Here is a 21,708-nt window from a genome sequence, read left to right on the forward strand (position 1 = left end):
TTGTCACACACCGTTGCCACTCACTTGAGCAGTCGGGACATGCGCCGGTCGGCGAGGGGCTTGCCGCCGGTCTGGCACGTCGGGCAGTACTGGAACGCCTTGTCGGCGAAGGACACCTCGCGGACCGTGTCTCCGCACACCGGGCACGGCAGTCCCGTACGTGCGTGCACGCGCAGCCCCGAGCGCTTCTCGCCCTTCAGCCGGGCGGCGTCCTGGCCCACCGAGCGCTCGACGGCGCCGGTGAGCACCTCGCGGACGGCCTCGGCGAGCCGGTCGATCGCCTCGCCGGTGAGCTTCGCGGGCGTCGCGTAGGGCGAGAGGCGCGCGGTGTGCAGGATCTCGTCGGAGTATGCGTTGCCGATGCCGGCGAGCACGCGCTGGTCGGTGAGCACCGTCTTGAGTCGCGCCGTCTGGCCCTTCAGCAGCTTCGCCAGTCCGTCTCGGTCGAGGTCGAGCGCATCGGGGCCGAGCCGCGCGATGCTGTCGACCTCCTTGGGGTCCCGCACGATCCACACCGCGAGACCCTTCTTGGTGCCCGCCTCGGTCAGGTCGAAGCCGGGGCCGCCGAGGTGGACCCTGAGCGCGATCGGCCCCTTCCCGCCTGGCCGCGGCGGAGCGGGCGAGAGCGAGTCGGACCAGCGCAGCCAGCCTGCCCGCGCGAGGTGCACGATCAGATGCAGGTCGCCGCAGGCGAGGTCGAGGTGCTTGCCGTGCCTGCCCGCGCCGGTCACCTCCCGGCCGTGAAGCTCGGTCCACGGCGGGGTGACGGTCTTGAGCACGCTGAGCGAGGCGACGTCCACCCTCGTCACGGTGCGGCCGACGGCGTGCTCCCGCAGGTGGTACGCGAGCGCTTCGACTTCCGGTAACTCGGGCATGGCTCACTCCACGCTACTCGACGGGGTGCAGCGGCCCCTCGAAATCCGGCAGGTCGTGCCGGGCGATGGACTTGGCGACCCGGTTGATCTCGCCGCGCACGGTGAAGATCCCCCGGATGGTGCCGACCCAGCGCTCGGAGGGCCGCTCGCCGGTGACGTCGCCCTCGGTCTCGGCGACGACCGTCCACGGCCTGCGCAGCACCCAGCGCAGGGGGAAGAACAGGGCGACCAGCACGACGGCCAGCGGCACCCAGGAGGGCACCCGGACGTCGTCGGGCATCCACACCACGAGCACGACGGCGAGCGCGACGGCCACCGCCGCCATGACGACGCCGGGCGCGTAGCTCGCGGCGACGTCGTGTTCGAAGTCGTCGGCCGTGGCGGGGCGCCGCCACTCCATCTGGCCGCGAATGATCCATTCCCGGCCGTCAGAACCCCGGACCAGCCGGTTCATCGCTTCCTCCGCAAGCCCGCCCGAGCACGTTCCTCTGAGACGTTACCGTGATCTTCAGCCGCGCGGGAAGCCCGCTTCCGGCTGCTGTCGTTCACACGCCCAGTGGTGGTGACCGTTGGCGGGCGCCCAGGCCGGCGGTCCGCTCGGGCAGGACGGCATGGTCCCGGATGGTGTCGTGGTCGACTCAGGCGGCGACGTGGTGAGCCCAGGCGACGTCGAGTGTCCCGACGACCTCGAAGGCGGCTCGGTCTTCGAAGGCGGCTCGGTCTTCGAGGGTTTCTCCGGCTTGGCGGGCTTCTCCGGCTTCGACGAGCCAGGACCGGACGTCTCGGTGGTGGACAGCGGCGTGCCGGTGGTGGACCGGGGCTGTCCGGGCAGGTCGCTGCGAGGCTTGTCCTTCGCCTGCCCCGGCGGAACGTGGGTGCCGGGCAGCTCCGTGCTCTTGCCCCGCGACCGACCTTGGCTGGCCTCGCTCGCGATCTCCGCGCCGGGAGGCAACGAGTACTCCGTGACGCCCTGGTGACCGACCGGCTCCACCTCCCGGAGGACGGGCCCGGCTTCCGGCCTGCCCTGCTGAGGAGCGCCGGGGTCGGAGGACCGGCTGCCCGGCTCGGTCGACGGCAGCGGCGAAAGGGGATCCGAAGTGGACTCCGCGATCTGCAGCTCGACGGCGTTGCCGTCGCTCGGCAACCCGATCGGGTCCTGCATCCCGTCGTCGACCGGGCCCGCCGCGACCCCGACCGCGCCGATCGCGGCCGTCGAGGCGAGCGCGATCCCGAGCTTGACGTTGGCGCCGACCGCGGCGAGCGCGGAGCCGCCGATGCCGCCACCGGCCCCGCTCGCGATGGTGCCCGCCGCGCCGCTGACGGCGCTCACCCCGCCGACAGTGCCCGCGCCCGACCCGGCGCTGACGGCGAGGCCGACGCCGGGCACCAGCAGCACGATGACGCCGGCGTGCGCCCGCAGCGACGAGCACACCTCCATGAGCTCGTCGTGGGTCGACCGGCACGACGAGCAGGTGCCGAGATGAGTCTTGATCTTGCGGGCCTCGGAGCCGGTGACGCTGCCCGCGGTGTAGCCGCCGAGCTTCTCCATCACCGTGCGGCAGCCGTCGGAGCTCCGGTTGACCGCGAGGTGGGCCTGCAGGTACGCGGCGCGCAGGCCGAGCCGGGCCCTGCGCGCGAGCGCGGCGGTGGCGTTGGGGCTCAGGCCGAAGTGCGCGGCGGCGTTGGCGGGCTGAACGCCCTCGACCTCGGTCTGCCACAGCACGGTTTTCCAGCGTTCCGGGAGGGTGGAGAACGCGCGCGTGATGAGCGTCGCCTCGGCGGTGCGGTTCTGGGAATCGGCGCCTGCGCCGGCCCGGCTGGTCAGCTCGTCGTCGGTCACCGGGACGTCGCGGCGGGCCCCGTGCCACTCCCACGACACGCGGCGCGCGACGGTCAGCAGGTACGCGCGGACGTTGTCGCGGGGGCCGTTGCCCCTGCGCACGGCCTGCAGCACCCGGAAGAAGGTCTCGGCGGTGATGTCCTCGGCTTCCGACGCGTCGGAGGCCAGACCACGGGCGAGCCTGCGCACGGCGGCCGCATGGAGCTCGAACAGCTCGCCGAACGCGGCATCCTCGCCGAAACGCAGTCGGGCGAGCAGTGCCGGCTCATCGGATCCGGAAACCGCACGGTCCATCCAGCCAGGCACCCCCTCTGGGCCGTAGCCCTTTCGGTTGAACGTTGAACACCATACGGAGCCACGGCAGCGCCGTCACCCCTTGTACTACGGACGTGACCAAATGCCCACATTCAGGCATGGGCGGGTGCCTCGCAACCCCGGATCGGGGTCGGTATAGACTGTGCGGGCACCACCGGAAAGCGGTGCAGGCGGACGTAGCGCAGTTGGTAGCGCATCACCTTGCCAAGGTGAGGGTCGCGGGTTCGAGTCCCGTCGTCCGCTCTCACTCTTTCAAAGCTCCCCCGCGCGGGGGAGCTTTTTTGCTGCCCCGGCCCGGCCAATGGACTGCTCCATTCGCACTTGGTATGGACCAATCTGCCGAAGCGTCGCGTCTCCCCTTTGCTCCGGTTAGTGGTCTACACCAATCTGCGAGCTGAGGGAAAATCGCCGACATCGCTTCCGGTGAGAGGAGAGGACGATGTCCGGCACCCGCACCCGCCGCGCGGCGGCGATCGCCGCACTGGGCCTGATTCCGCTCGGCGCCTCCGTCGCTCTGGCGCCCAGCGCGTCGGGTCACGGTTACACGCAGAACCCGCCGAGTCGCTCACTGCACTGCCAGCAGGGCGCGGTGAGCGACTGTGGTCCGATCCAGTGGGAGCCGCAGAGCGTGGAGGGCCCGAAGGGCTTCCCCTCGGCGGGTCCCGCCGACGGCAAGATCTGCGCCGGCGGCAACGACCAGTTCGCCCAGCTCGACGATCAGGCGAAGCCGTGGCCGCGAACGCCGATGCCGAGCGGACAGAACTTCGAGTTCGAGTGGACGCTGAAGGTCCCGCACGCCACGTCGACGTTCCGCTACTTCGTGACCAAGAACGGCTGGAACCCGGATCAGCCGCTCACGCGCGCCCAGCTCGAACCGGAGCCGTTCCTGACGGTCGACTTCGGCGGCCAGCGCCCGCCGACCACGGTCAACCACACGGGCCGGCTGCCGGCGGGCAAGTCGGGCCACCACATGGTGCTGGCGGTCTGGGACGTCGCCGACACGGCGAACGCCTTCTACGCGTGCTCGGACGTGACCTTCAGCTGAGCCCGAGCCCCAACCCCAACCCCAACCGCAGTGAAGGCCACCTTGCCTGCGTTGAACGCAGTGATGGTGGCCTTCACTGCGGTTGGGTGACCCGCGCTGTTCGGCGAAGCGCTTCAGGCGGTGATGTCGGCTGCGAGCCGGTTGGCGACGCTGGCGGGTTCGCGGCCGAGGAGTTCGGCCAGCAGCGGACTGGCCTCCGCGAAGTAGTTGGCTCGGCTGGCCCGATAAAAGCTGAGCAGGAGTCGGGCCAGCTGCTCCGGGGCACCGCGTGCGATCCGGTCGGCGACCCACTGTTCGTCGCCGGGCACGACGCGCGTGATCGGGCGGCCGGTGAGAGCAGAGGCGATCCCGGCGACATCGGCGAAGGTGACGGCGGTCGGCGCGGTGAGGTCGACGGGGCCGTCCAAGGTTCGGTCACCTGTGAGGATGACCGCCGTGGCCTCCGCTATGTCGTCCCGGTCGGTATACGGGACGGGACCGTCCGCAGGCTGGGCGATCTCTCCGGTCTCCTGCCACGGGCCGAGCACCTGGTCGAGCGGGCCGTAGGCGCCGTTGCGGAGCGCCGTCCAGGCGACGGGTGACTCGGCGAGGATCGCCTCGGTGGCGACGTGAAGGGCTGACGGCGGGTACGGGTTGCCGGGAACAGCGCCCTGCTGACTCGTGTAGAGGATCCGGCGGACACCGGCCGCGACGGCCGCCTCGATGGCGTTGCGATGCAGGCTGACCAGATCGGCCGACGGATCGTTGCCGGACACCAGAAGCACCTGCTCGGCACCGGCGAACGACTCCCGCAATGCGGCCGGGTCCTCATACGAACCTTGCCGCACGCGGACACCGCGGTCGGCGAGGTGCTGCGCCTTGGCGACATCACGGACGCTGACGCCGATCCGGTCGGCGGGCATGCGCTTGAGGAGGTGCTCGACGGTGGCCCCGCCCAAACCCCCGGTGGCCCCGGTGACAACGATCATGCTTGCGGCCTTTCCCTGCGTACCCGCATCCGACCTGGCGTACGGCGTTCCCGATAAATTGACCTGGCAGGTCAATTTAGCGTTCCCTGGTCACGGTAGGTAAACTGACTCACGAAGTCAAATTACGGTGGCGAGGCGGGAGTGGTGCAGACGATGGCGGATGCGGCACCTTCCGAGCCTCGGCTGCGCGCCGACGCCAAGCGCAACGCCGAGCAGATCCGCCGTGCGGCGATCGGCGCTTTCCAGGGCCGTGGTCTCTCGGTGCCACTGGAAGCGGTCGCCGAGGTGGCCGGGGTGAGCAAGGGCACGATCTTCAACCGCTTCGGCGGCCGGATCGGCCTCATCGAAGCCGTCATCGAAGAGGTCGTCGCAGCCGAGCTGCACGCCATCATCGACCGCACCCGGTCCATCGCCGACGCCGGGCAACGGCTGGCGTACTACGTCACCGCAATCCGCGACCTGCAGTACCGCCAGCCCGCCGTCGTCGACACCATGCTGCAGACCTACCCCGACTCGCCGAGCCTCATGGAGATCTGCCGGGTCGGCACCGAGATGAACGAGGAACTCATCGCGGCAGGCCGGGCCTCCGGCGCACTGCGGCCCGAGCTGACGGCCGACGACCTGCAGGCACTGCTCCACGACAACGCACTCGCCCTCAAGCATGGAACGCGCCCGCGGCGGGACGACTACGACCGCCGCACCACGTACCTACTCGACGGCATCCTGGCGGGCGCCGGAGACCCGTCAACGAGCCGATGCCCGCCTCGGTGAGGAAGCCGTTCACATCCTCCTCGATCAGATCCTGGTCGAGCTCGGTACGCGACGCCAGGTGACCACCGACCGCACCGCCGCGCGGTCTGCCGATCCGGCTCGTCCCGCACCCTGTGGAGCGCGACCGGACCACGGTCGCCCGCCAAACCGCTCGGATCCGACACGCCGACCAGCCCGCAATCGCCCCAGCCGCCGGTCACCGCAGCCCCGCTACTCGCCGACGCCCAGCCCCACCGGGCAGGAGACGCCCGTGCCGCCGAGGCCGCAGTAGCCGTTCGGCACCTTGTGCAGGTACTGCTGGTGGTAGTCCTCGGCGTAGTAGAACTCACCGAGCGGGCCCAACTCTGTCGTGATCTCCCCATGGCCCGCCGCACGCAGGGCCGACTGGAACGCCTCGCGCGACGCCTCGGCCTCCTGGCGCTGGGTGTCGTCGGCGTAGTAGACCGCCGAGCGGTACTGGGTGCCGAGGTCGTTGCCCTGACGCATGCCCTGGGTCGGGTCATGGCCCTCCCAGAACACCTTGAGCAGCTGCTGGTAGGACACCTGCGCGGGGTCGTAGACCACGAGCACCGCCTCGGTGTGCCCGGTCAGGCCCGAGCAGACCTCCTCGTACGTGGGGTTGGGCGTGTGCCCGCCCGCGTAGCCGACAGCCGTCGAGAAGACGCCCGGCGTCTGCCAGAACAGGCGTTCCGCGCCCCAGAAGCAGCCGAGCCCGAACACCGCCGTCCGCAGGCCCTCCGGGAACGGGGGCTTGATCCGGCGATCGGGGAACACGGCGTGCAGGTCAGGCGTCCGCAGCGGCTCGGCGCGACCGGGAAGGGCTTCCTCGGCGGACACGAGCCTCATCTTGTCTCGACCGAACCACGACATGAGTCAATCCTAGGCGAGAGAATGTCCTTCAAAGGGGTGACGCAATACTGTGCATGCGCTCGCTCGTGTTGGTCAGGGGGTCCTGGATGACTTGGCAGGAAGAGTTGCGTCGCCTCGACGCCGAGCTCGCCGCCGGAACGATCTCCCATGATCTGCATCGGCGGCGCCGGGAGGACATCCTCGCGGAGGTCTCGGGCAACCCGGTGGTGTCGCCGTTCGCCTCGCCACGCGCCGAGGTCGGTGGCGGCGCCCCGCAGTGGCAGGCCGCCAACCCGGCCGCCGACGCACACCAGGCCACGCAGCCGCCTCCGCAGCCGCCCGCGCCGCAACAGCCACCCCGCGTCACGCCAGCGTCGCTGCTGTCGAACGGGCGGCCCACCACGGCGCCCAGCCCGGCCGACACCGAGCTGACCATGCCGATGAGCAGGTTGCAGGCCCAGCCGCTGATCGCGTCACCCCCGCCCCCGGAGAACCGGGGTCGCAGGCGCACGTGGCTGTACATCTCGCTCGGGGTCTTCCTCGCGCTCGCCGCCGTGATCGGCGGTGCGTGGTGGCTCGGCGGCATCGGCGGGCCGGGCGGCTCCGCGCAGGGCGACACCGCGCCGTCGTCGAGCCCCGCGCCGCCCGCCGAGGTCGCGCTGGAGGACCGTCTGCCCGTGCTGCCCGGCGAGCAGAACACCGACAACTCGACGATGTCGATCGCGAAGGGGGTGGAGCTGGGCCTCTACCCCGAGTCCTCCGGCAAGATCTTCACCGACGCCGGCGCGAAGGAGATCGTCTACCGCGCGTCCACCGACGGCGACACGGCGTACTTCATGCTCGTGATCCCGCTGGAGAACGCTGCCGCCGCGAACACCGTGGTCAACGACATGCGAGAGCTGATGCTCGGCGCGGGCTTCTCCGACGAGACCGCGCAGGACACCATGTCCGGCGAGCTCGGCGAACGCACGCTCAACGGCACCTGGTACGCCTCGGGCGACACGGCGGTGAACCTGTGGGTCTCACAACCCACCGCGGACTCCTCCGCCGAGCGGCTCAGCGAACTCGCATCGAAGGCGGTCGCCGACCTGCGTGCGGCCTTGCCACTGGGCTGAACCGGACGGTGTCCGCCTCGGCGAAGCTCGGTGGACGCGGCCGGGGCCGGGGCGTGGGTGGCCTCGGTTGCTGTGGCCGCTCGGGCGGCTTGGGCTTGACCAGGTATTTGCGCAGCCCGCGCTGGGTCGGCGCCTCCACGAGGCACCACGAGGCCACGCCGCACAGGTAGGCGGCGGGCACCGCGAGCGCCATCAGCACCCACTGGTCGCGCACCCCCGCCGCGATGATCATCTGCTGTACCGGGAACGCCCAGATGTAGAGCCCGTAGCTGCCGAAGACGAGCCTGCCGTCGGCTCGGAACCACGTCGGCCAGTGGTGGGCGATCACGATCGCGCCGTAGCTCGCCGAGATCGCCAGCAGGTACCGGTCGAGCGGGGTCCAGTGCGCCGCGATCCAGCCCGCGAACAGCACGATCGCCGCTGGCCCTTTGAGTGGGATCCGGTCGCGGAACGTGTGCATCACCATGCCGATGGCGAAGGGCACCATGAAGGACACCATCGAGCCGATCGGCACCTCGATGAGCGAGCCCGCGTTGCCCTGGAAGCCGAACGTCGCCTGGAACATCCCGTCCAGCACCATCAGCCCGGCCAGCACCGGCAGCACCACGTAACGCGTCACGCCGAACGCGACCAGCAGGCCGACCACGAGCACGAGGACGTAGCCCACCATCTCCATCGGCAGTGTCCACAGCGAACCGTTGACCGACCACGGGTACGGGTTGTCGTCGAACACGCCGGGCAGCAGGTGCTGCAGGAGGAACAGCAGCGACGTGCCCACGAGGTAACGCCAGGTCTGCTGGTCGGAGAAGTACTCGCCCACGGAGAGGCTGGTGAACAGCGGGCCGATCACGAGCGTCGTGACGAACACGACCGCGAGCAGCGGCGGCAGGATGCGCAGCAGGCGCCGTCCGCTGAACCGCCACCACGACGGGTCGCGTTCCCAGCTGTCGCTGATCTGCCAGCCGCTCATGGCGAAGAAACCCATGAGCGCCACGTAACCGGGGGAGGCTTGCCAGCTCGCGGGGAAGACCGTCAGCCGTTCGGGGTGCACGAGCGGCGAGCTGTGGTCGATCACGACCGTGATGGCGCCGAACAGCCGCAGCCACGCGAACCCGATGTTCGGGTCGGCGTACTCCTTCAGCTTTCGCCGCTTGCCCGTGCCGGCCACTCGTCCCCCCGATGCCGTCGTCAGTCCGCGCGCTCCCGCAGCAGTCCGGCGAGCGTCTCGCGGGCCACGCCTGGCCCGAACCGCCGGTTCACGGCCTCCTTGCCTGCCTCCGAGATCCGCAGCCACAACGCGTCGTCGGCGAGCAGCGTGCCGATGCGCTCGGCCAGCTGCGCCGCGGTCTCGCCGAGCAGCACCTCCTCGCCGTCGACCAGGTGCATGCCCTCGGCCGCGAGCGCCGTCGCGGCCACGGGCACGCCGCGCGCGAGCGCCTCGCCGACCTTGCCCTTGACCCCGGCGCCGAAGCGCAGCGGAGCCACCACAACGCGGGCCTGTTCGTACTGTGCGACCAGGTCCTCGACCCAGCCGTGCACGACGACGCCGTCGCGCGCGAGCTCGCCGATCTCCGGCGGCGGGTTGCTGCCGACGATGTGCGCCACCGCGTCGGGGTGGCGCCGCCGCACGAGCGGCATGATCTCCTCGGCGAGCCAGCGGGCGGCGTCGCGGTTGGGGATGTGGTCGAAGCTGCCGACGAACAGGACGCCCGAGCGACCCTCGACGGCGGTCCTCGCGACATCGGCCTCGTGCACGTTGGACAGCACCTCGACCTTCGCGGCGGGCACCAGCTCGGCGAGGAGCCGCTGCTCGACCTCCGAGACCACGAGCGTCACGTCGCACGCGCGCGCGAGGCCGAGCTCCATCTCCCGCAGCGCCTCGGCCCGCCTGCTCAGCGTGTCGCGCTCCGCGCTGTCACCGAGCTGGGCCGCGAGGTCGGCCTGCCGCTGCAGGCGCAGGAAGTGCAGGTCGACGGTGTCGTAGGCGACGACGCAGCCGGGCGCGTGCTGGCGCAGCGGCTCCAGCAACCGCCACGCCACCTGCGGCCGGGACAGCACGGCGAGCCGCAGCGCGCTGCCCGCGTCGCGCACGAACTCCTCCTGCTGACCCTGGTCGGCGATCACGGTGATGCCCTTGCGGTGCAGCGGCGCCGTGTACTCCTCGGGGATCGCGCCGTTCATGGGGAAGAACACCACGCGCTCGCCGAGGTCGACGAGCAGGTCGAGCAGCCGGGCCATGCGGACCGAGCCGGAGTCCTCTCTGGTGCGCGGCACCTGGTGGTCGGCGACGAGGACGAGCCCGCCACGGTGGCCGTGCGCGCCGCGGGCGCGGGCGAGCCACAGGTTGCCGGGGCTCGCTTCGGGCAGGTGGCCGGCCAGCGCGCTCGCCCACTTCTCGGCGAACACGGCGCGGTTGAGCTCCTGATGCCGCTTGACGCCGGAGCCGGTGTCGGTGCCGTTGGACACGCCCTCGTGGTGCACGACCACCGACTCCGGCTGCACGACGGTGCGGTAGCCGGCCGCACGCACGGCGAAGGCGAGATCGGTGTCCTCGTAGTACGCCGGCGCGTAGCGGGTGTCGAAACCGCCGACGCGCTCGAAGAGGTCACGGCGCACGAGCAGCGCGGCACCCGAGCAGTAGTCGACGTCGCGCATCGTGCGGAAGCGCGGCTCGTCCGGGTTGGCGCCCCTGCCGTAGTTCCAGCCGTTGCCGTCGCGCCAGACGATGCCGCCGGACTCCTGCAGCGTGCCGTCCGGGTAGACGAGCTTCGACCCGGCGAGGCCGACCGAGGCGTCGTTGTCGAAGACCTGCACCAGCTTGTCCAGCCAGCCGGGCCGCACCTCGGTGTCGTTGTTGAGGAACATGACCAGCTCGCCGCGCGCGTGCTCGGCGCCGAGGTTGCAGGCGCCGATGAAGCCGAGGTTGCGCTGCGCCCGCACGAGCCGCACCCCCGCACACCCGGCGACGCGGTCGGCCGTGTCGTCCGGCGAGGCGTCGTCGACGACGATGACCTCGAACGGCGTGATCGGCAGGTGCACCTCGATCGACTCGAGGCACCGGCGCGTGTAGGCCCAGTTGCCGTAGATCGGGATCACCACCGAGACGATCGGCTCGTCGCTGGTGGTGACGGCGACCGGCCCCGGCACGTCCTCGGCGGGGACGACCGGACCCGGCTGCCTGCCGAGCGCGGTCTCGTAGGCGTCGCGGCGGCGGGTGCCGCGAGGGGCGAGCTTCTCGACGGCGGAGCGGTAACGGCCGAGCAGCTTCTGGGCGAGCTCCGAGTGCTCGGCGGAGAGCCTGGCGTTCTCCCCCGCGAGGTGGTTGACGGTCTGGCGCAGGGTGCCGAGGTTGTCCGACAGCCAGCTCAGCCTCGCCGCGTCGCGGGTGGCCCTGCGGCGCAGCTGGTCGCCCTCCTCGACAGCCTTGCGGTAGCACTCGTTGACGCGGCGCAGCTGGGCCAGCGCCTCGTCCCGCTCCCCTTCGAGCGTCCGCGCCCTGGCCTCGGCGTCCTCGACGGCGGCGGTGCGCTCACGCAGCCGGGCCTCCAACGTGCTCACCGAGTCGGCGAGCCCCGCGATCTCGCCTGCCCGCGCCTCGCGCACCAGGGTCAGTTTCGGGTCGACCAGCACGGACGTGTGCGGCACCTCGAACGGCCGGTTCGACGCGATGCCGACGAAGTAGGTGTGCGGGGCGCCGCGGTCCACCGACCAGTCGTCGGCGGAACGCCTGCTCAGCGTGTAGGTCTCGCTGTCGCCACCGGACTCGCCGTCGTGGATCAGCGAACCGACGGCGACGTTCTGCTTCAGCAGCAGGACGTGCTCGAACCGCCCGCCGAGCAGCTCCCGGAACGCGCCCTCGTGCAGCTCGTGGACGTGATACGGGTTCTCGTTGCCGTGGTCGTGGGTGTAGACGTCGATGTCGGGTGTGCTACACAGGAAGATGCCGCCGGGCGCGAGCCGGTTGGCGACCAGCTCCATCAGCCGGTCCTGGTCCAGCACGTGCTCGACGGCCTCGAAGCACGTGATGACGTCGAAGGGCTCCTCGCCCTCGCACGCGCCGGGGTCGGTGATCGAGCCGACCTCGAACCGGACGTTGCCGAGCGGGTAGCGCTGCCGGGCGTGCTCGACGGTGGTCTCGTCGATGTCGATGCCCACGACCTGCGTGGCCTTGGCGGCCATCAGCGCGCTGCCGAAGCCCTCCCCGCTGGCGAGGTCGAGCACGCGCTTGCCCTCGGTGAACCGCAACGCGAAGGCGTACCGGTGGTAGTGCTCGTAGATGACCTGGAGGTCGTCGGCCCATGGCACGCACCGCTCCCCGGTCCAGTCGATGAGCCGCTCACCCCGAGGTCCCGTACCCATGCGGGGAGATTAGCGGTTCACACACTGTCCCCGGTGGCAGGTTCAGATTTCCCGCAATGTGATTCCGACCAGCACATAGGCCAGATTGCGCCGGTCGTCGCCGAGCCCGGAGTCGCTCGGGTTGACCGCCCAGTCGGCGCTCAGCGCCAGCTCGGCGGTGCGGTGGGCGGGCACTCGGACGGGGAGGCTCCGCTCGGTCAGTTCGGGCCCGACCTCGATCGAGCCCACCGGGGTTCCGTCCAGGCTCACGGTGACCTGCCCGGTGTACGGCATCCACTCCGGCACGTACGTGCGCAGCTCGATGCTCGCGACATCGGCCGTGGTCAGCACGGGAAAGCGCACGGTCCGGCCCGCCCACGCGTCGTGGAAGACGCCGTTCATCCGGCCCGCCGCCACACCGGCTCCGCGGACAAGGCCGCCGGGGTCGCTGCCCCTCGGGTCGAACGAGACGCGGCCCGCAGGGTCGAGCACCTCGGTGTTGCGGATCGACCGCGACGGGGTGCGCTCGCCATGCACGCGCAGCGGCTGCGGCGTGGGGTGGAACAGGGCCGTGAGCCGGGTCGGGGTGACGATCCCGAGGTCGATCAGGGTGTCGTCGAGCGTGCCGAGCTGGTCGATGAGAGCGCGGTGCGCGGGGTCGGCCATGTCGAAGTTGTGCCCGTAGATCCGGTCGATGAACGGGTCGATCACGTTGCCGAGCGCGAGGAAGAAGCCCGGGTGCAGGTAGTGCAGGAGCACCGGCAGCACGTCCTGCGCTCGGATGCCCTCGAAGCCGTCGACCGCGCAGTCGACGTCGGCGTAGACCTCGTCGACGGCGCCGGTGATGGCGTTGCGGCGCAGCTCGGCAGGCAACGTCGCCCAGATCCGCTCGACGACCTCAAGGGCTTCGGGCCAGCGCCGGTGCCCGTTGCGGCCGATCATGTCGTGCACCACGAGCACGCCGTCGCGCGTGAGGCTGTCGCGGATCTGGCCGTAGAGGTGTTCGAGGTCCAGCACGTGGTGCAGCACCTGGTAGCCCACCACCACGTCGTGCTGGGCGTCGGCGACCCACGAGTTGAAGTCGGCGACCACGGGCTCCACCCGGTCGGCGAGCCCGAGCGAGTCGGCGGCCTTCGCGGCGCGCTCCTGCATGTCGGTGTTGATCTCCAGCAGGCGCACGCGCACGTTGTGCACGCCCTCGTCGGCGAGCGTCCGCAACCAGCCGAGCTCCTGGTCGCCGTTGCCGCTGCCGAGCGAGAGCACCACGGCGTCCCGGTCCAGTCCGGCGGCCCTGCTCGCGATCTCGCCGGTGATCAGGTGGTCGATGCCGGACACGCCGAGCGCGTTCAGCTTGGGCAGCATGTGCCTCGCCGACCAGCGGTGCGCGGACTCCGGCAGGCTCCCGTGCAGATCGACCTGCTGCGCGAACGTCTCCCGCTCCGCGGCCAGCCGCCGCTCGTAGTCGACGCCGTGCATCACGCGTCCCTCCACTGATCGACCCGAACCGGCCCCCAGTTCACCCGGCCCGGCGATACGATACGGCGCGTGTCCGCAGGCCCCCGATCGCACCCGCCCGCGGGCGGGGGCCTTCCACCCACGCCGGAATCGTGGCTCCCGAACGAGCACAGCCTCTACCGGCCACGGCACAGCCCACGTCAGCGCACCGCCCTGACCTGCGCGGTCGTGTTCTTCCTCGCCCCGGCGCTCGCGTTCGTGCTGGGCGTGCGGCCGCAGGCGTTCGAGAACAGGGCGCTGGCCGAGTTCCCGAGCATCACCGACGGCTGGGGTTTCTTCACCGGCCTCTCCGCGTGGGCCACCGATCACCTGCCGTTGCGCGAGGCCGGTATCGACGCGGCGAGCGGCATCAGCACCGGGGTGTTCCGCGACCCGCCCGACATGGGCGGCGGAGCACGCGACACGGTGGGTGTCTCGCCGGGCAGCGAGCGGCAGGAGACGCCGCCCGACCTGTTCCCCGACGTGATCTCGGGCACCGACAACTGGCTCTACCTCGGCGAGGACGTGAAGGCCAGGTGCTATCCGGCGCGCGACGTGAACGGCGTCGTGACGCAGCTGAACAAGCTTCGCGAGGCCGTCGAGGCGTCGGGCCGGGAGTTCGAGCTGGTGATCGCGCCCGACAAGACGACGGTCATGCCGCAGCACCTGCCGGAGAGCTACCTCGGAAAGGAGTGCGCGCAGCAGCGGGCGGCCGAGTTCTGGCGCCGGGTGCCCGCCGAGGCCGGGGCCATCGACCTGCGCCCCGCCCTGCGCGACACCGAGCGGCAGACCGGGGAACCGCTGTACGACGCGATCGACAGCCACTGGAACTTCGCGGGCGGGCTGACCATGACCTACGCGCTGGCCGAGCGGATCGCGCCGGGCAGCACCGCGACGTGGCAGGTGGGGCCGGACGGCACGCAGGAGTGGCCTGCCGACCTGCCCCGGATGCTCGGCAGGCAGGAGCAACGTCAGCTCACCCGCTACACGCTCGCCCCCGACGGCGGCGAGGACCGGACGCGCTACCTCGCGAGCGACTTCCGCACCATGCTCGAGGTCGAACAGCGAGGCGACGCGGTGGAAGGCACGATCGAGGACAAGGTCGGCGTGATCGCCGACTCCTACACCCAGTTCGCCACGCCGTTCCTCACGGCCGCCGTTCGCGACCTCGCCGTCGTGCACGCCGAGACCGTTGCGGAGGCCTCGGTCGACCAGATCGCCGAGCTGCTCGCCGATCGCGACGTGGTGGTGGTCGAGTTCGTGGAACGGATCGTCACCGGCGGCGCGAGCGCGCTGCTGCACGACGACGCGATCCACCGGCTCGGCGCCGCGCTCGCGGCCAATCCCAGGTAACAACCAGGTGACAGCCATGATCGGGGTGCGGTCGCGGGCGGTGCCGGACCCGACGGCACAGTAGGTTACGTCTGGGTGGTCGCCACCGTGCGCCCCCGACACGAGGTGCACAATGTCCTCGGTTTTTCGTCGTCGATGTTCGCTGGAGCTGACGCGAGCATGCACAGAACTGTCCCGAAGGGGGGCCGGGGGTGACCTGGCAGGAAGAGCTACGCAAGCTGGACGAGAGTCTCGCGTCCGGCAGCCTGTCCGCGGACGAGTACAGAACCCGCCGGGACCAGATCCTGTCGTCGGCGGTGACCTCGACGGAGCAGCAGCCGCAGGGCGACCAGGGCGGCAACGCCGACTCGACGCAGATCATCGAGCCGCTGTCACCTCCGCAGGGCACCCCCCAGCAGCCCGCTCAGCCGGTACAGCCCCAGCAAGCGCAGCAGCCGGAAGCCACGCAGGCCGTACCGCCCTCGGCCGCCGGTGGCGAGCGCACGCAGGTCGTGCCCAACTGGCAGTCGCAGCAGCCCCGGCCGCCGCAGGCCTCGCCGCCGGCGGGCTTCCCCCAGCCGCAGCAGCAGTACCAGCAGCCCGCCTCCCCTCCCGCCGGGTTCGCCGGTCCTCAGCAGCAGTACCAGCAGCAGCCGTGGAACGCCGCGCAGGAGGACGCCACGCCGCCGTGGGGTGGAGGTGACTTCCCGCCGATCGCGCCGCAGGGCAGCTCCGAGTGGGGCGTGAGCCAGGGCCCCGAGTCCTTCGAGTCCGAGTCGAAGTCGGGCGCGGGCCGCAAGGTGCTGTTCTCCGTGCTCGGCGTGGTGCTGCTCGCGGGTATCGGCTTCGCCGTGTGGGCGCTGTTCATCAACGGCGGCAACGACAACCCCCAGGCGCAGAACCCACCCGCCAACTCGCAGTCGCAGGCCCCGCCGCAGCCAACCAGCTCGGCGCTGCCGGAGCCGCCCGCGCCGAAGGCCGTGCCCGCCGACAACGAGTCGGCGATCATCGACCCGCCCGGCCAGGAGCGCAACGGCGGTGGGGCGTTCAACCTGGAGCAGCTGAGGACCAACCAGATGCTGCCGGAGTCGATGGTCCAGGCGCTCGACGACGCCGGGATGACCGACGGCCTGCTCAAGACCACGCGCGACGGCGACGCCACGATCGGCATCTACGCGATCGAGGTGTCCAACGAGGACGCCGCGGCCGCGGCCGCGGAGGAGTACGGCGTCATCCAGCAGGAAGGCGGCATCCCGGAGGTCCGGGAGCTGTCGATGCAGGGTGTTCCGGTGTTCGGGGCGGGCAACGCCAGCTCCGACAGCGTCTACCGCGCGGTGTACGTGCTCTACAAGCGCGTGGTGATCATCGACGTGACCGGTCCGAACCGCGATCAGCTCGAGCCGGTGTTCACCGACCTGCTCGACGAGCAGATCAACCACGCGCCGCCCAGCACCACCGGCGACTGACTCTCATACCGCCGAACGGGTGAGGTTGGCCAACACGGCCAACCTCATCCCACGGTCACGCGCCCTCTGAGCGGAGCATCGGGCCCCGGAGAGAGGAGGCGTGATGTGGCTGCAGATATCCCTCGTCGCCGTGATCGCCGCGGTTTTCCTGGTCAGGGTGACGCGCGAGGTCATGCGATCCCGCCGCTCGGCTGACTGACCCCCGACCGACGCCCCCTGGCCTGCCGCCCGCCGCAGTGAAGGCCACCTTCACTGCGTTGATCGAACACAGCGACGCGGAGCGCCTCCGTTTGGGTGGTGGGGGGAGACGGGCGGGCGCAGGCAAGGTGGCCTTCACTGCGTTGAACGCAGGCAAGGTGGCCTTCACTGCGTTGAACGCAGGCATGGTGGCCTTCACTGCGGTCAGCTAGCGGCGCCGGGCTTGACCAGGCCCGACTCGTACGCGAGCACGACCAGCTGCGCGCGGTCCCTCGCGGCGAGCTTGGTCATGATGCGGCTGACGTGTGTGCGCGCGGTGGCCGTGGAGATGAACAGCTCGCCCGCGATCTCGTCGTTGGTCAGCCCGCCCGCGACGAGCGCAAGCACCTCGCGCTCGCGGTCGGTGATCTGCTGGATGGCGGCGGGGTCGATCCTGCGGTTCTCCGGCCTGCCGACGAACTCGGAGATGAGCCTGCGCGTGACGGTGGGCGCCAGCAGGGCCTCCCCCGCGGCCACCACGCGCAGCGCCCGCAGCAACTCCACGGGGTCGGTGTCCTTCAGCAGGAACCCGCTGGCCCCGCCCCGCAGGGCGTCGTAGATGTACGAGTCCACGTCGAACGTGGTCAGCACCAGCACCTTCACGTCGGCGAGCTCGGGATCCTCCGCGATCCGCCTGGTCGCCTCCAGCCCGTCGACGCCGGGCATCCGCACGTCCATCACCACGACGTCGGGCTTGTGCTCGCGCGCGAGGGCGACCGCCTCCTCGCCGTCGGAGGCCTCGCCGCACACCTCGAACCCGTCCTCGGTGTCCAGCAGCACGCGGAAACCGGCGCGCACGAGCACCTGGTCGTCGGCGAGCACCACCCTGATCGTCATGTCTGCCCCTCGATCGGTATCACGGCCCTGACCTCGAACCCGCCGTCGACCGGGCCCGCGTCGGCGGTGCCGCCCAGCGCCTCGGCCCGTTCCCGCATGCCGCGCAGCCCGTTCCCGACCTTCGGGGTGGCCGCGCCCGAGCCGTCGTCCCGCACGCTCAGGCGCAGACTGCCGTTCGCCCGCGACAGCCGCACCTCCACGAGCCTGGCCTGGTTGGCGTGGCGCACGACGTTGGTGAGCGACTCCTGGAGGATCCGGTACGCCGCGGCGTCGACGGGCGCGGGCAGCTCCCCGGCGTGGCCGCGCAGCCGTACCACGAGCCCCGCGGTCCTGGCGTGGTCGAGCAGCTCGTCGAGTTGCCGCAGGCTCGGCGCGGGCGCCCGGTTCTCGCCGGTGCGCAGCACGGCCAGTGTGGCCCGCAGGTCGGTGAGCGCCGACGCGCTGGCCTCCTTGATGTTGCGCAGGGCCTCCTTGGCCTGCTCCGGTTTGCGGTCGGCGACGTGTGCGGCGACCCCGGCCTGCACGTTGATCATGGCGAGGCTGTGGGCGACCACGTCGTGCACCTCGCGGGCGATGCGCAGCCGCTCCTGCTCGGCGAGCCGTTCGCGGCGCTCGGTCTCCTGCTCTCTGGCCGCGGCGAGCGCTGTACCACGGTTGCGCACGGCGGTGCCGATGCCGATCACGGCCGCGACGCCCGCGACGAGGCCCGCGGCCCTCGCGTCGGGCAGCCAGCCGAGCCCGGCGGCCACGAAGAACACGTACCCTGCCACGACCAGCACGGCACCGGCGATGCTCGCGACGAGGGGACCGCGCACCAGCGCGACCGTGTAGAGCGCCAGCGCGGGCAGCAGGATCGCGGGCCCCCCGGGATAGCCACTCCAGTAGTACGCGAGCGCGCACGCGATCGACACGGCGAACACGGAGACCGGGAACCGCTTGCGCGCCAGCAGCGGCAGCGCCGCACCGCACAACAGGCCGTAGCCCAGCACGTCGAGGTGCTGGGCATGCGGCTGCTGCGTGGCGGCGATGGTGGTGATGCCCAGGACGAAGGCGGTGAGGGCCAGCGGGCCGATCACGTCGGTGAGGAGCTTCCTGGGCGGGAACACGCGTTGAAGCTACCCCTGAGCGGCGGCTTCGCGCGTCGGCTGAAAAGCGCGTTCCGGCGCTACGCCCCGTGCGGTAGCCAGGAGGCCGAGGGCGAGCAGGACGCCGCCGAGCGCCTGGACGCCCGCCAGCACCAGATGCGCTGAGTCCGTGTCCCCGGCCATGGCGACCGCCGTGACCACCGCCCAGAACCCTCCCGCGAACATGGTGGCCGAACCGGTCCAGGCCAGCACGAGGCGACCACGCAGCCGCCTACCCGCCAGCGTGAGCACCGCGACGGCGGCCGCGATGGCGAGCACACCGCGTACGCCGTCGACGAACCGAGTGGCGAGCTGGGCACCGTCCTCGGGCACGAACGCCCACCACAGACGGGCCAGTCCGGTGCCGATGGCGAGCACCGCTCCCGCACCGGCCACGATTCCGACTGGTCCGTGCGGGACGGCGCCGGTGAACACGTGCGGCCAGCGGGTCCGCGCGTACAGCACGAACGCGGCGAGCAACGTGAAGCCCTGCCAGGCGAAGCTGCCGTAGACCATGGGCGTCACCCAGGTCGCCAACTCGGCCCCGTCGCCGGGGTCCATCGCCAGGTCCAGGCCGATCACGGGGCTCGACAACGCGATGGGGGCGAGCAATCCGGTGCCGACCCAGATCGGGAACAGCACGAGCCAGGCGGGCAGGCGCTGGCCCCAGTCGTAGGTGAACGCGAGCACCACGAGGACCGCGACGAGGTCCATGAACGCGGTGAAGGCATTGCCGGCGATCACCACCGGCTCCTTCAGGAACGTGGGGTCGGTGGCGCCGAGCGTGCCCCCGGCGACCCAGACGATCTTGAGCAGGAGGTAAGGGAGGACGCCCGCGATCGCGACGTAACAGAGGATGAGCCGTGCCTTGGTCATGCCATCAGCGTCGTCGCCCGCGCGGTCCGGCGGTTCCCGCTCAGGACTTGCTGAGCTCCCTCTCAGGAGTGAGCTCCACGGGGACCCCGGAGAGGGCGGCGGTGCCCGTCAGCGCGTCTACCAAACGTTCGTCGGTGACGTCGTTCGCGCTGACCCCGGCGTGCGCGGCGGCCACGCCGAGGCGCACGCCGTCGCGGTGATGTCCCCAGCCGTGGGGCAGGCTCACCACGCCCGGCATGATCGCGTCGGTGACCTCCACCGGCACCGCGATGGTCCCGCTCGCCGACGAGAGCAGCGCCCGGTCACCGTCGTCGAGTCCGCGCTCGCGCGCGTCGTCTGGGTGAACGAGCAGGGTACAGCGGGGTTTGCCCTTCACCAGCCGTTCGCTGTTGTGCATCCACGAGTTGTTGCTGCGCAACTGCCTCCTGCCGATCAGCACCAGCCCGGTGCGCTCGCGCTCAAGCAGGCCGCGCAGGCGGGGCACGTCGTCCAGGTAGGACTTCGGGGCCAGGTGGACCTTCCGGCCGCGTGTGGCGAGCCTGCCGGGCAGCCTGCGTTCCAGCGGACCGAGGTCGACACCGTGCGGCTCACGTTTGAGCTTCCACAACGACAGTCCCTTGTGGAGCTTGCGCAGGCCGTGCGGGCCCGCGAGCAGACCGGCCTCGAGCACGGCCTCCGGGCCGAGTCCGCCGAGCAGCCGTGCGGGCGCGCCGCCGCCGAGCACGCGGGTGGCCAGCTCCAGCACGATCTCCCAGTCGTGCCGCTGGTCGGGCCCTCGCCGGAACACCGGCGGCGAGTACTTCGCGACGTTGCGCACCGAGTAGTTCGCCAGCGCCAGCTCGTAGTGCGAACGTTCCAAGTGGACGGTGGGCGGCAGGATCACGTCCGCGTGGCGGGTGGTCTCGTTGAGGTAGGGGTCGATCGAGACCATGAAGTCGAGGCCGTCGAGCGCCCGCTCCAGCCGCGCACCGTTCGGAGTGGACAGCACGGGGTTGCCCGCCGAGGTGATGAGCCCCCGGATCCGTCCTTCTCCCGGCGTCTCGATCTCCTCGGCGAGCGCGGCGACCGGCAGCTCTCCGCCGAACTCCGGCAGCCCGCGCACGCGGCTGCGGTAGGTGCCGAAGCTCCCCCGGTGACCGGTGAGCGCCGCGAGCGGCAGAACGTCCACCGCCGGCGTGGTGAACATGGCGCCGCCCGGCTCGTCGAGGTGCCCGGTGAGCGCGTTGACCACCACCACGAGCCACGCGGCGAGCCCGCCGAACTCCTGTGTGCACACGCCGACCCGGCCGTACAGGACGGCCCTCGGTGTCTCGGCCAGCTCACGTGCCAGCGCCCGCACCCGCTCGGCCGGCACGCCCGTGACCGGCTCGGTGCGCTCGGCTGGGAACCCGCGGGCGACCTCTCGCAGGATGTCGACGCCGACCAGGTGCGGCGTGAGCCTGCCCGTGCACACCAGGTTCTCGGCGAACAGCACCTCGATGAGCGAGAGCAACAGCAGCGCGTCGGTGCCGGGCCGGATGAACAGGTGCTCGTCGGCGAGACCCGCTGTCTCGGTGCGACGCGGGTCGATCACCACGACCCTGCGGACGGCCTTGAGCCGCGCGCGCACGTTCGGCGCGGTCATGATGCTGCCGTTGGACACCGCCGGGTTGCCGCCGAGGCACACGAACAGGTCCGTGCGGTCGATGTCCGGCACCGGCATCAGCAGCTGGTGACCGAACATCTCCAGCGCGGCGAGCATGTGCGGCAGCTGGTCCACCGAGGTCGCCGAGTACAGGTTGCGGGTGCCGAGCGCGCGGAAGAACGGCAGGCCGTAGGTGAGCAGGCCGAAGTTGTGGGCACTGGGATTGCCCTGGTAGACGGCGAGCGCGTCCTTGCCGTGCCGCTCGCGGACCTCGCGCAGCCCCGCGGCGACCAGCTCGAACGCGGCGGGCCAGCTCGTCTCCACCCACTCGTCCCCGAACCGCACTAGCGGGGTGCGCAGCCGGTCCGGGTCGTGGTGGACGTCGGCGAGCGCGGTGGCCTTGGGGCAGATGTAGCCCCTGGACAGCGGATCGGCCTCGTCACCTCTGATGTCGGTGACCCGGTCGCGCTCGACCGTCACCGTGATACCGCAGGTGGCCTCACAGAGCGTGCAGCTGTGGCGATGGGTCGTGGCCATGCGATCGAGACTAGCGGCGCGGTGCGCCTCCGCTCGGGACGAAAAAGTCGGCGGGAAGGCGTCGG

General features: G+C 71.2%; 17 protein-coding genes and 1 tRNA gene. 6 read left to right on the top strand and 12 right to left on the bottom strand.

What is annotated here, in order from left to right:
* Positions 1-20: 20 nt before the first annotated feature.
* From DI005_RS16815 to DI005_RS16825, 3 genes are read right to left on the bottom strand one after another with little or no spacing between them, the layout of a single operon-like run.
* The gene (locus tag DI005_RS16815; RefSeq protein WP_113642745.1) at positions 21-875 is read right to left on the bottom strand and encodes an Fpg/Nei family DNA glycosylase; all 855 of its coding nucleotides are present in this window, start codon (positions 873-875) and stop codon (positions 21-23) included.
* Between the two features lie 13 nt (positions 876-888).
* A complete protein-coding gene (locus DI005_RS16820) occupies positions 889-1,329 on the bottom strand; it encodes a DUF983 domain-containing protein (RefSeq protein WP_112266031.1) in 441 nt (146 codons plus the stop codon).
* A gap of 54 nt (positions 1,330-1,383) precedes the next feature.
* Positions 1,384-3,009, bottom strand: a complete 1,626-nt coding sequence (locus DI005_RS16825) for a sigma-70 family RNA polymerase sigma factor (protein ID WP_112266029.1) — start codon at positions 3,007-3,009, stop codon at positions 1,384-1,386.
* Between the two features lie 191 nt (positions 3,010-3,200).
* On the opposite strand from DI005_RS16825, the gene DI005_RS16830 reads away from it, so the two are divergent.
* Both DI005_RS16830 and DI005_RS16835 read left to right on the top strand, forming a co-directional pair.
* Positions 3,201-3,273: transfer RNA gene (locus DI005_RS16830), tRNA-Gly, on the top strand.
* 196 nt (positions 3,274-3,469) lie between these two features.
* A complete protein-coding gene (locus DI005_RS16835; RefSeq protein ID WP_113642746.1) occupies positions 3,470-4,075 on the top strand; it encodes a lytic polysaccharide monooxygenase in 606 nt (201 codons plus the stop codon).
* A 113-nt stretch (positions 4,076-4,188) separates the two neighbouring features.
* Here the strand turns inward: DI005_RS16835 and DI005_RS16840 are convergent, their stop codons facing one another.
* A complete protein-coding gene (locus DI005_RS16840) occupies positions 4,189-5,043 on the bottom strand; it encodes an NAD(P)H-binding protein (RefSeq protein WP_113642747.1) in 855 nt (284 codons plus the stop codon).
* 153 nt (positions 5,044-5,196) lie between these two features.
* On the opposite strand from DI005_RS16840, the gene DI005_RS16845 reads away from it, so the two are divergent.
* Positions 5,197-5,814: a TetR/AcrR family transcriptional regulator gene (locus DI005_RS16845; RefSeq protein WP_113642789.1), complete on the top strand. Its 618-nt coding sequence runs from the start codon at positions 5,197-5,199 to the stop codon at positions 5,812-5,814.
* 210 nt (positions 5,815-6,024) lie between these two features.
* On the opposite strand, the gene msrA is transcribed toward DI005_RS16845, so the two are convergent.
* Complete coding sequence (gene msrA / locus DI005_RS16850; protein ID WP_113642748.1) at positions 6,025-6,684, bottom strand: peptide-methionine (S)-S-oxide reductase MsrA; 660 nt, start codon at positions 6,682-6,684, stop codon at positions 6,025-6,027.
* An 86-nt stretch (positions 6,685-6,770) separates the two neighbouring features.
* On the opposite strand from msrA, the gene DI005_RS16855 reads away from it, so the two are divergent.
* On the top strand, positions 6,771-7,778 hold the full coding sequence (locus DI005_RS16855) for a hypothetical protein (protein ID WP_113642790.1): 1,008 nt from the start codon (positions 6,771-6,773) through the stop codon (positions 7,776-7,778).
* Here DI005_RS16855 and DI005_RS16860 read toward each other — a convergent pair.
* From DI005_RS16860 to DI005_RS16870, 3 genes are read right to left on the bottom strand one after another with little or no spacing between them, the layout of a single operon-like run.
* The gene (locus tag DI005_RS16860) at positions 7,720-8,946 is read right to left on the bottom strand and encodes an acyltransferase family protein (protein ID WP_228713582.1); all 1,227 of its coding nucleotides are present in this window, start codon (positions 8,944-8,946) and stop codon (positions 7,720-7,722) included. The genes DI005_RS16855 and DI005_RS16860 overlap by 59 nt on opposite strands.
* 20 nt (positions 8,947-8,966) lie before the next feature.
* Positions 8,967-12,137 carry a glycosyltransferase gene (locus tag DI005_RS16865; RefSeq protein WP_113642749.1) on the bottom strand — a complete coding sequence of 1,057 codons (3,171 nt, stop codon included), beginning with the start codon at positions 12,135-12,137 and terminating at the stop codon, positions 8,967-8,969.
* A 42-nt stretch (positions 12,138-12,179) separates the two neighbouring features.
* The gene (locus tag DI005_RS16870; protein WP_112266756.1) at positions 12,180-13,592 is read right to left on the bottom strand and encodes a cyclopropane-fatty-acyl-phospholipid synthase family protein; all 1,413 of its coding nucleotides are present in this window, start codon (positions 13,590-13,592) and stop codon (positions 12,180-12,182) included.
* 69 nt (positions 13,593-13,661) lie between these two features.
* On the opposite strand from DI005_RS16870, the gene DI005_RS16875 reads away from it, so the two are divergent.
* Together DI005_RS16875 and DI005_RS16880 are read left to right on the top strand one after the other, a co-directional pair.
* Positions 13,662-14,963, top strand: a complete 1,302-nt coding sequence (locus DI005_RS16875) for a hypothetical protein (protein ID WP_113642750.1) — start codon at positions 13,662-13,664, stop codon at positions 14,961-14,963.
* Positions 14,964-15,154: 191 nt separating this feature from the next.
* The gene (locus DI005_RS16880; RefSeq protein WP_112266017.1) at positions 15,155-16,408 is read left to right on the top strand and encodes a flagellar basal body protein FliL; all 1,254 of its coding nucleotides are present in this window, start codon (positions 15,155-15,157) and stop codon (positions 16,406-16,408) included.
* A gap of 402 nt (positions 16,409-16,810) precedes the next feature.
* Here DI005_RS16880 and DI005_RS16885 read toward each other — a convergent pair whose 3' ends face one another.
* Genes DI005_RS16885 through DI005_RS16900 form a run of 4 tightly spaced genes read right to left on the bottom strand, consistent with a single transcriptional unit; the run spans position 16,811 to position 21,643 of the window.
* Entirely contained in the window at positions 16,811-17,482 is a 672-nt protein-coding gene (locus DI005_RS16885) for a response regulator transcription factor (RefSeq protein WP_113642751.1), read from the bottom strand.
* Entirely contained in the window at positions 17,479-18,588 is a 1,110-nt protein-coding gene (locus DI005_RS16890) for a sensor histidine kinase (protein ID WP_233520165.1), read from the bottom strand. The genes DI005_RS16885 and DI005_RS16890 overlap by 4 nt, the downstream gene beginning before the upstream one ends.
* A 9-nt stretch (positions 18,589-18,597) precedes the next feature.
* Positions 18,598-19,482: a hypothetical protein gene (locus DI005_RS16895; RefSeq protein WP_112266011.1), complete on the bottom strand. Its 885-nt coding sequence runs from the start codon at positions 19,480-19,482 to the stop codon at positions 18,598-18,600.
* A 40-nt stretch (positions 19,483-19,522) separates the two neighbouring features.
* Complete coding sequence (locus DI005_RS16900) at positions 19,523-21,643, bottom strand: molybdopterin oxidoreductase family protein (protein WP_113642752.1); 2,121 nt, start codon at positions 21,641-21,643, stop codon at positions 19,523-19,525.
* Positions 21,644-21,708: the final 65 nt, after the last annotated feature.

It is taken from the genome of Prauserella sp. PE36 (assembly GCF_003311655.1).
GTDB lineage: Bacteria > Actinomycetota > Actinomycetes > Mycobacteriales > Pseudonocardiaceae > Prauserella_A > Prauserella_A endophytica.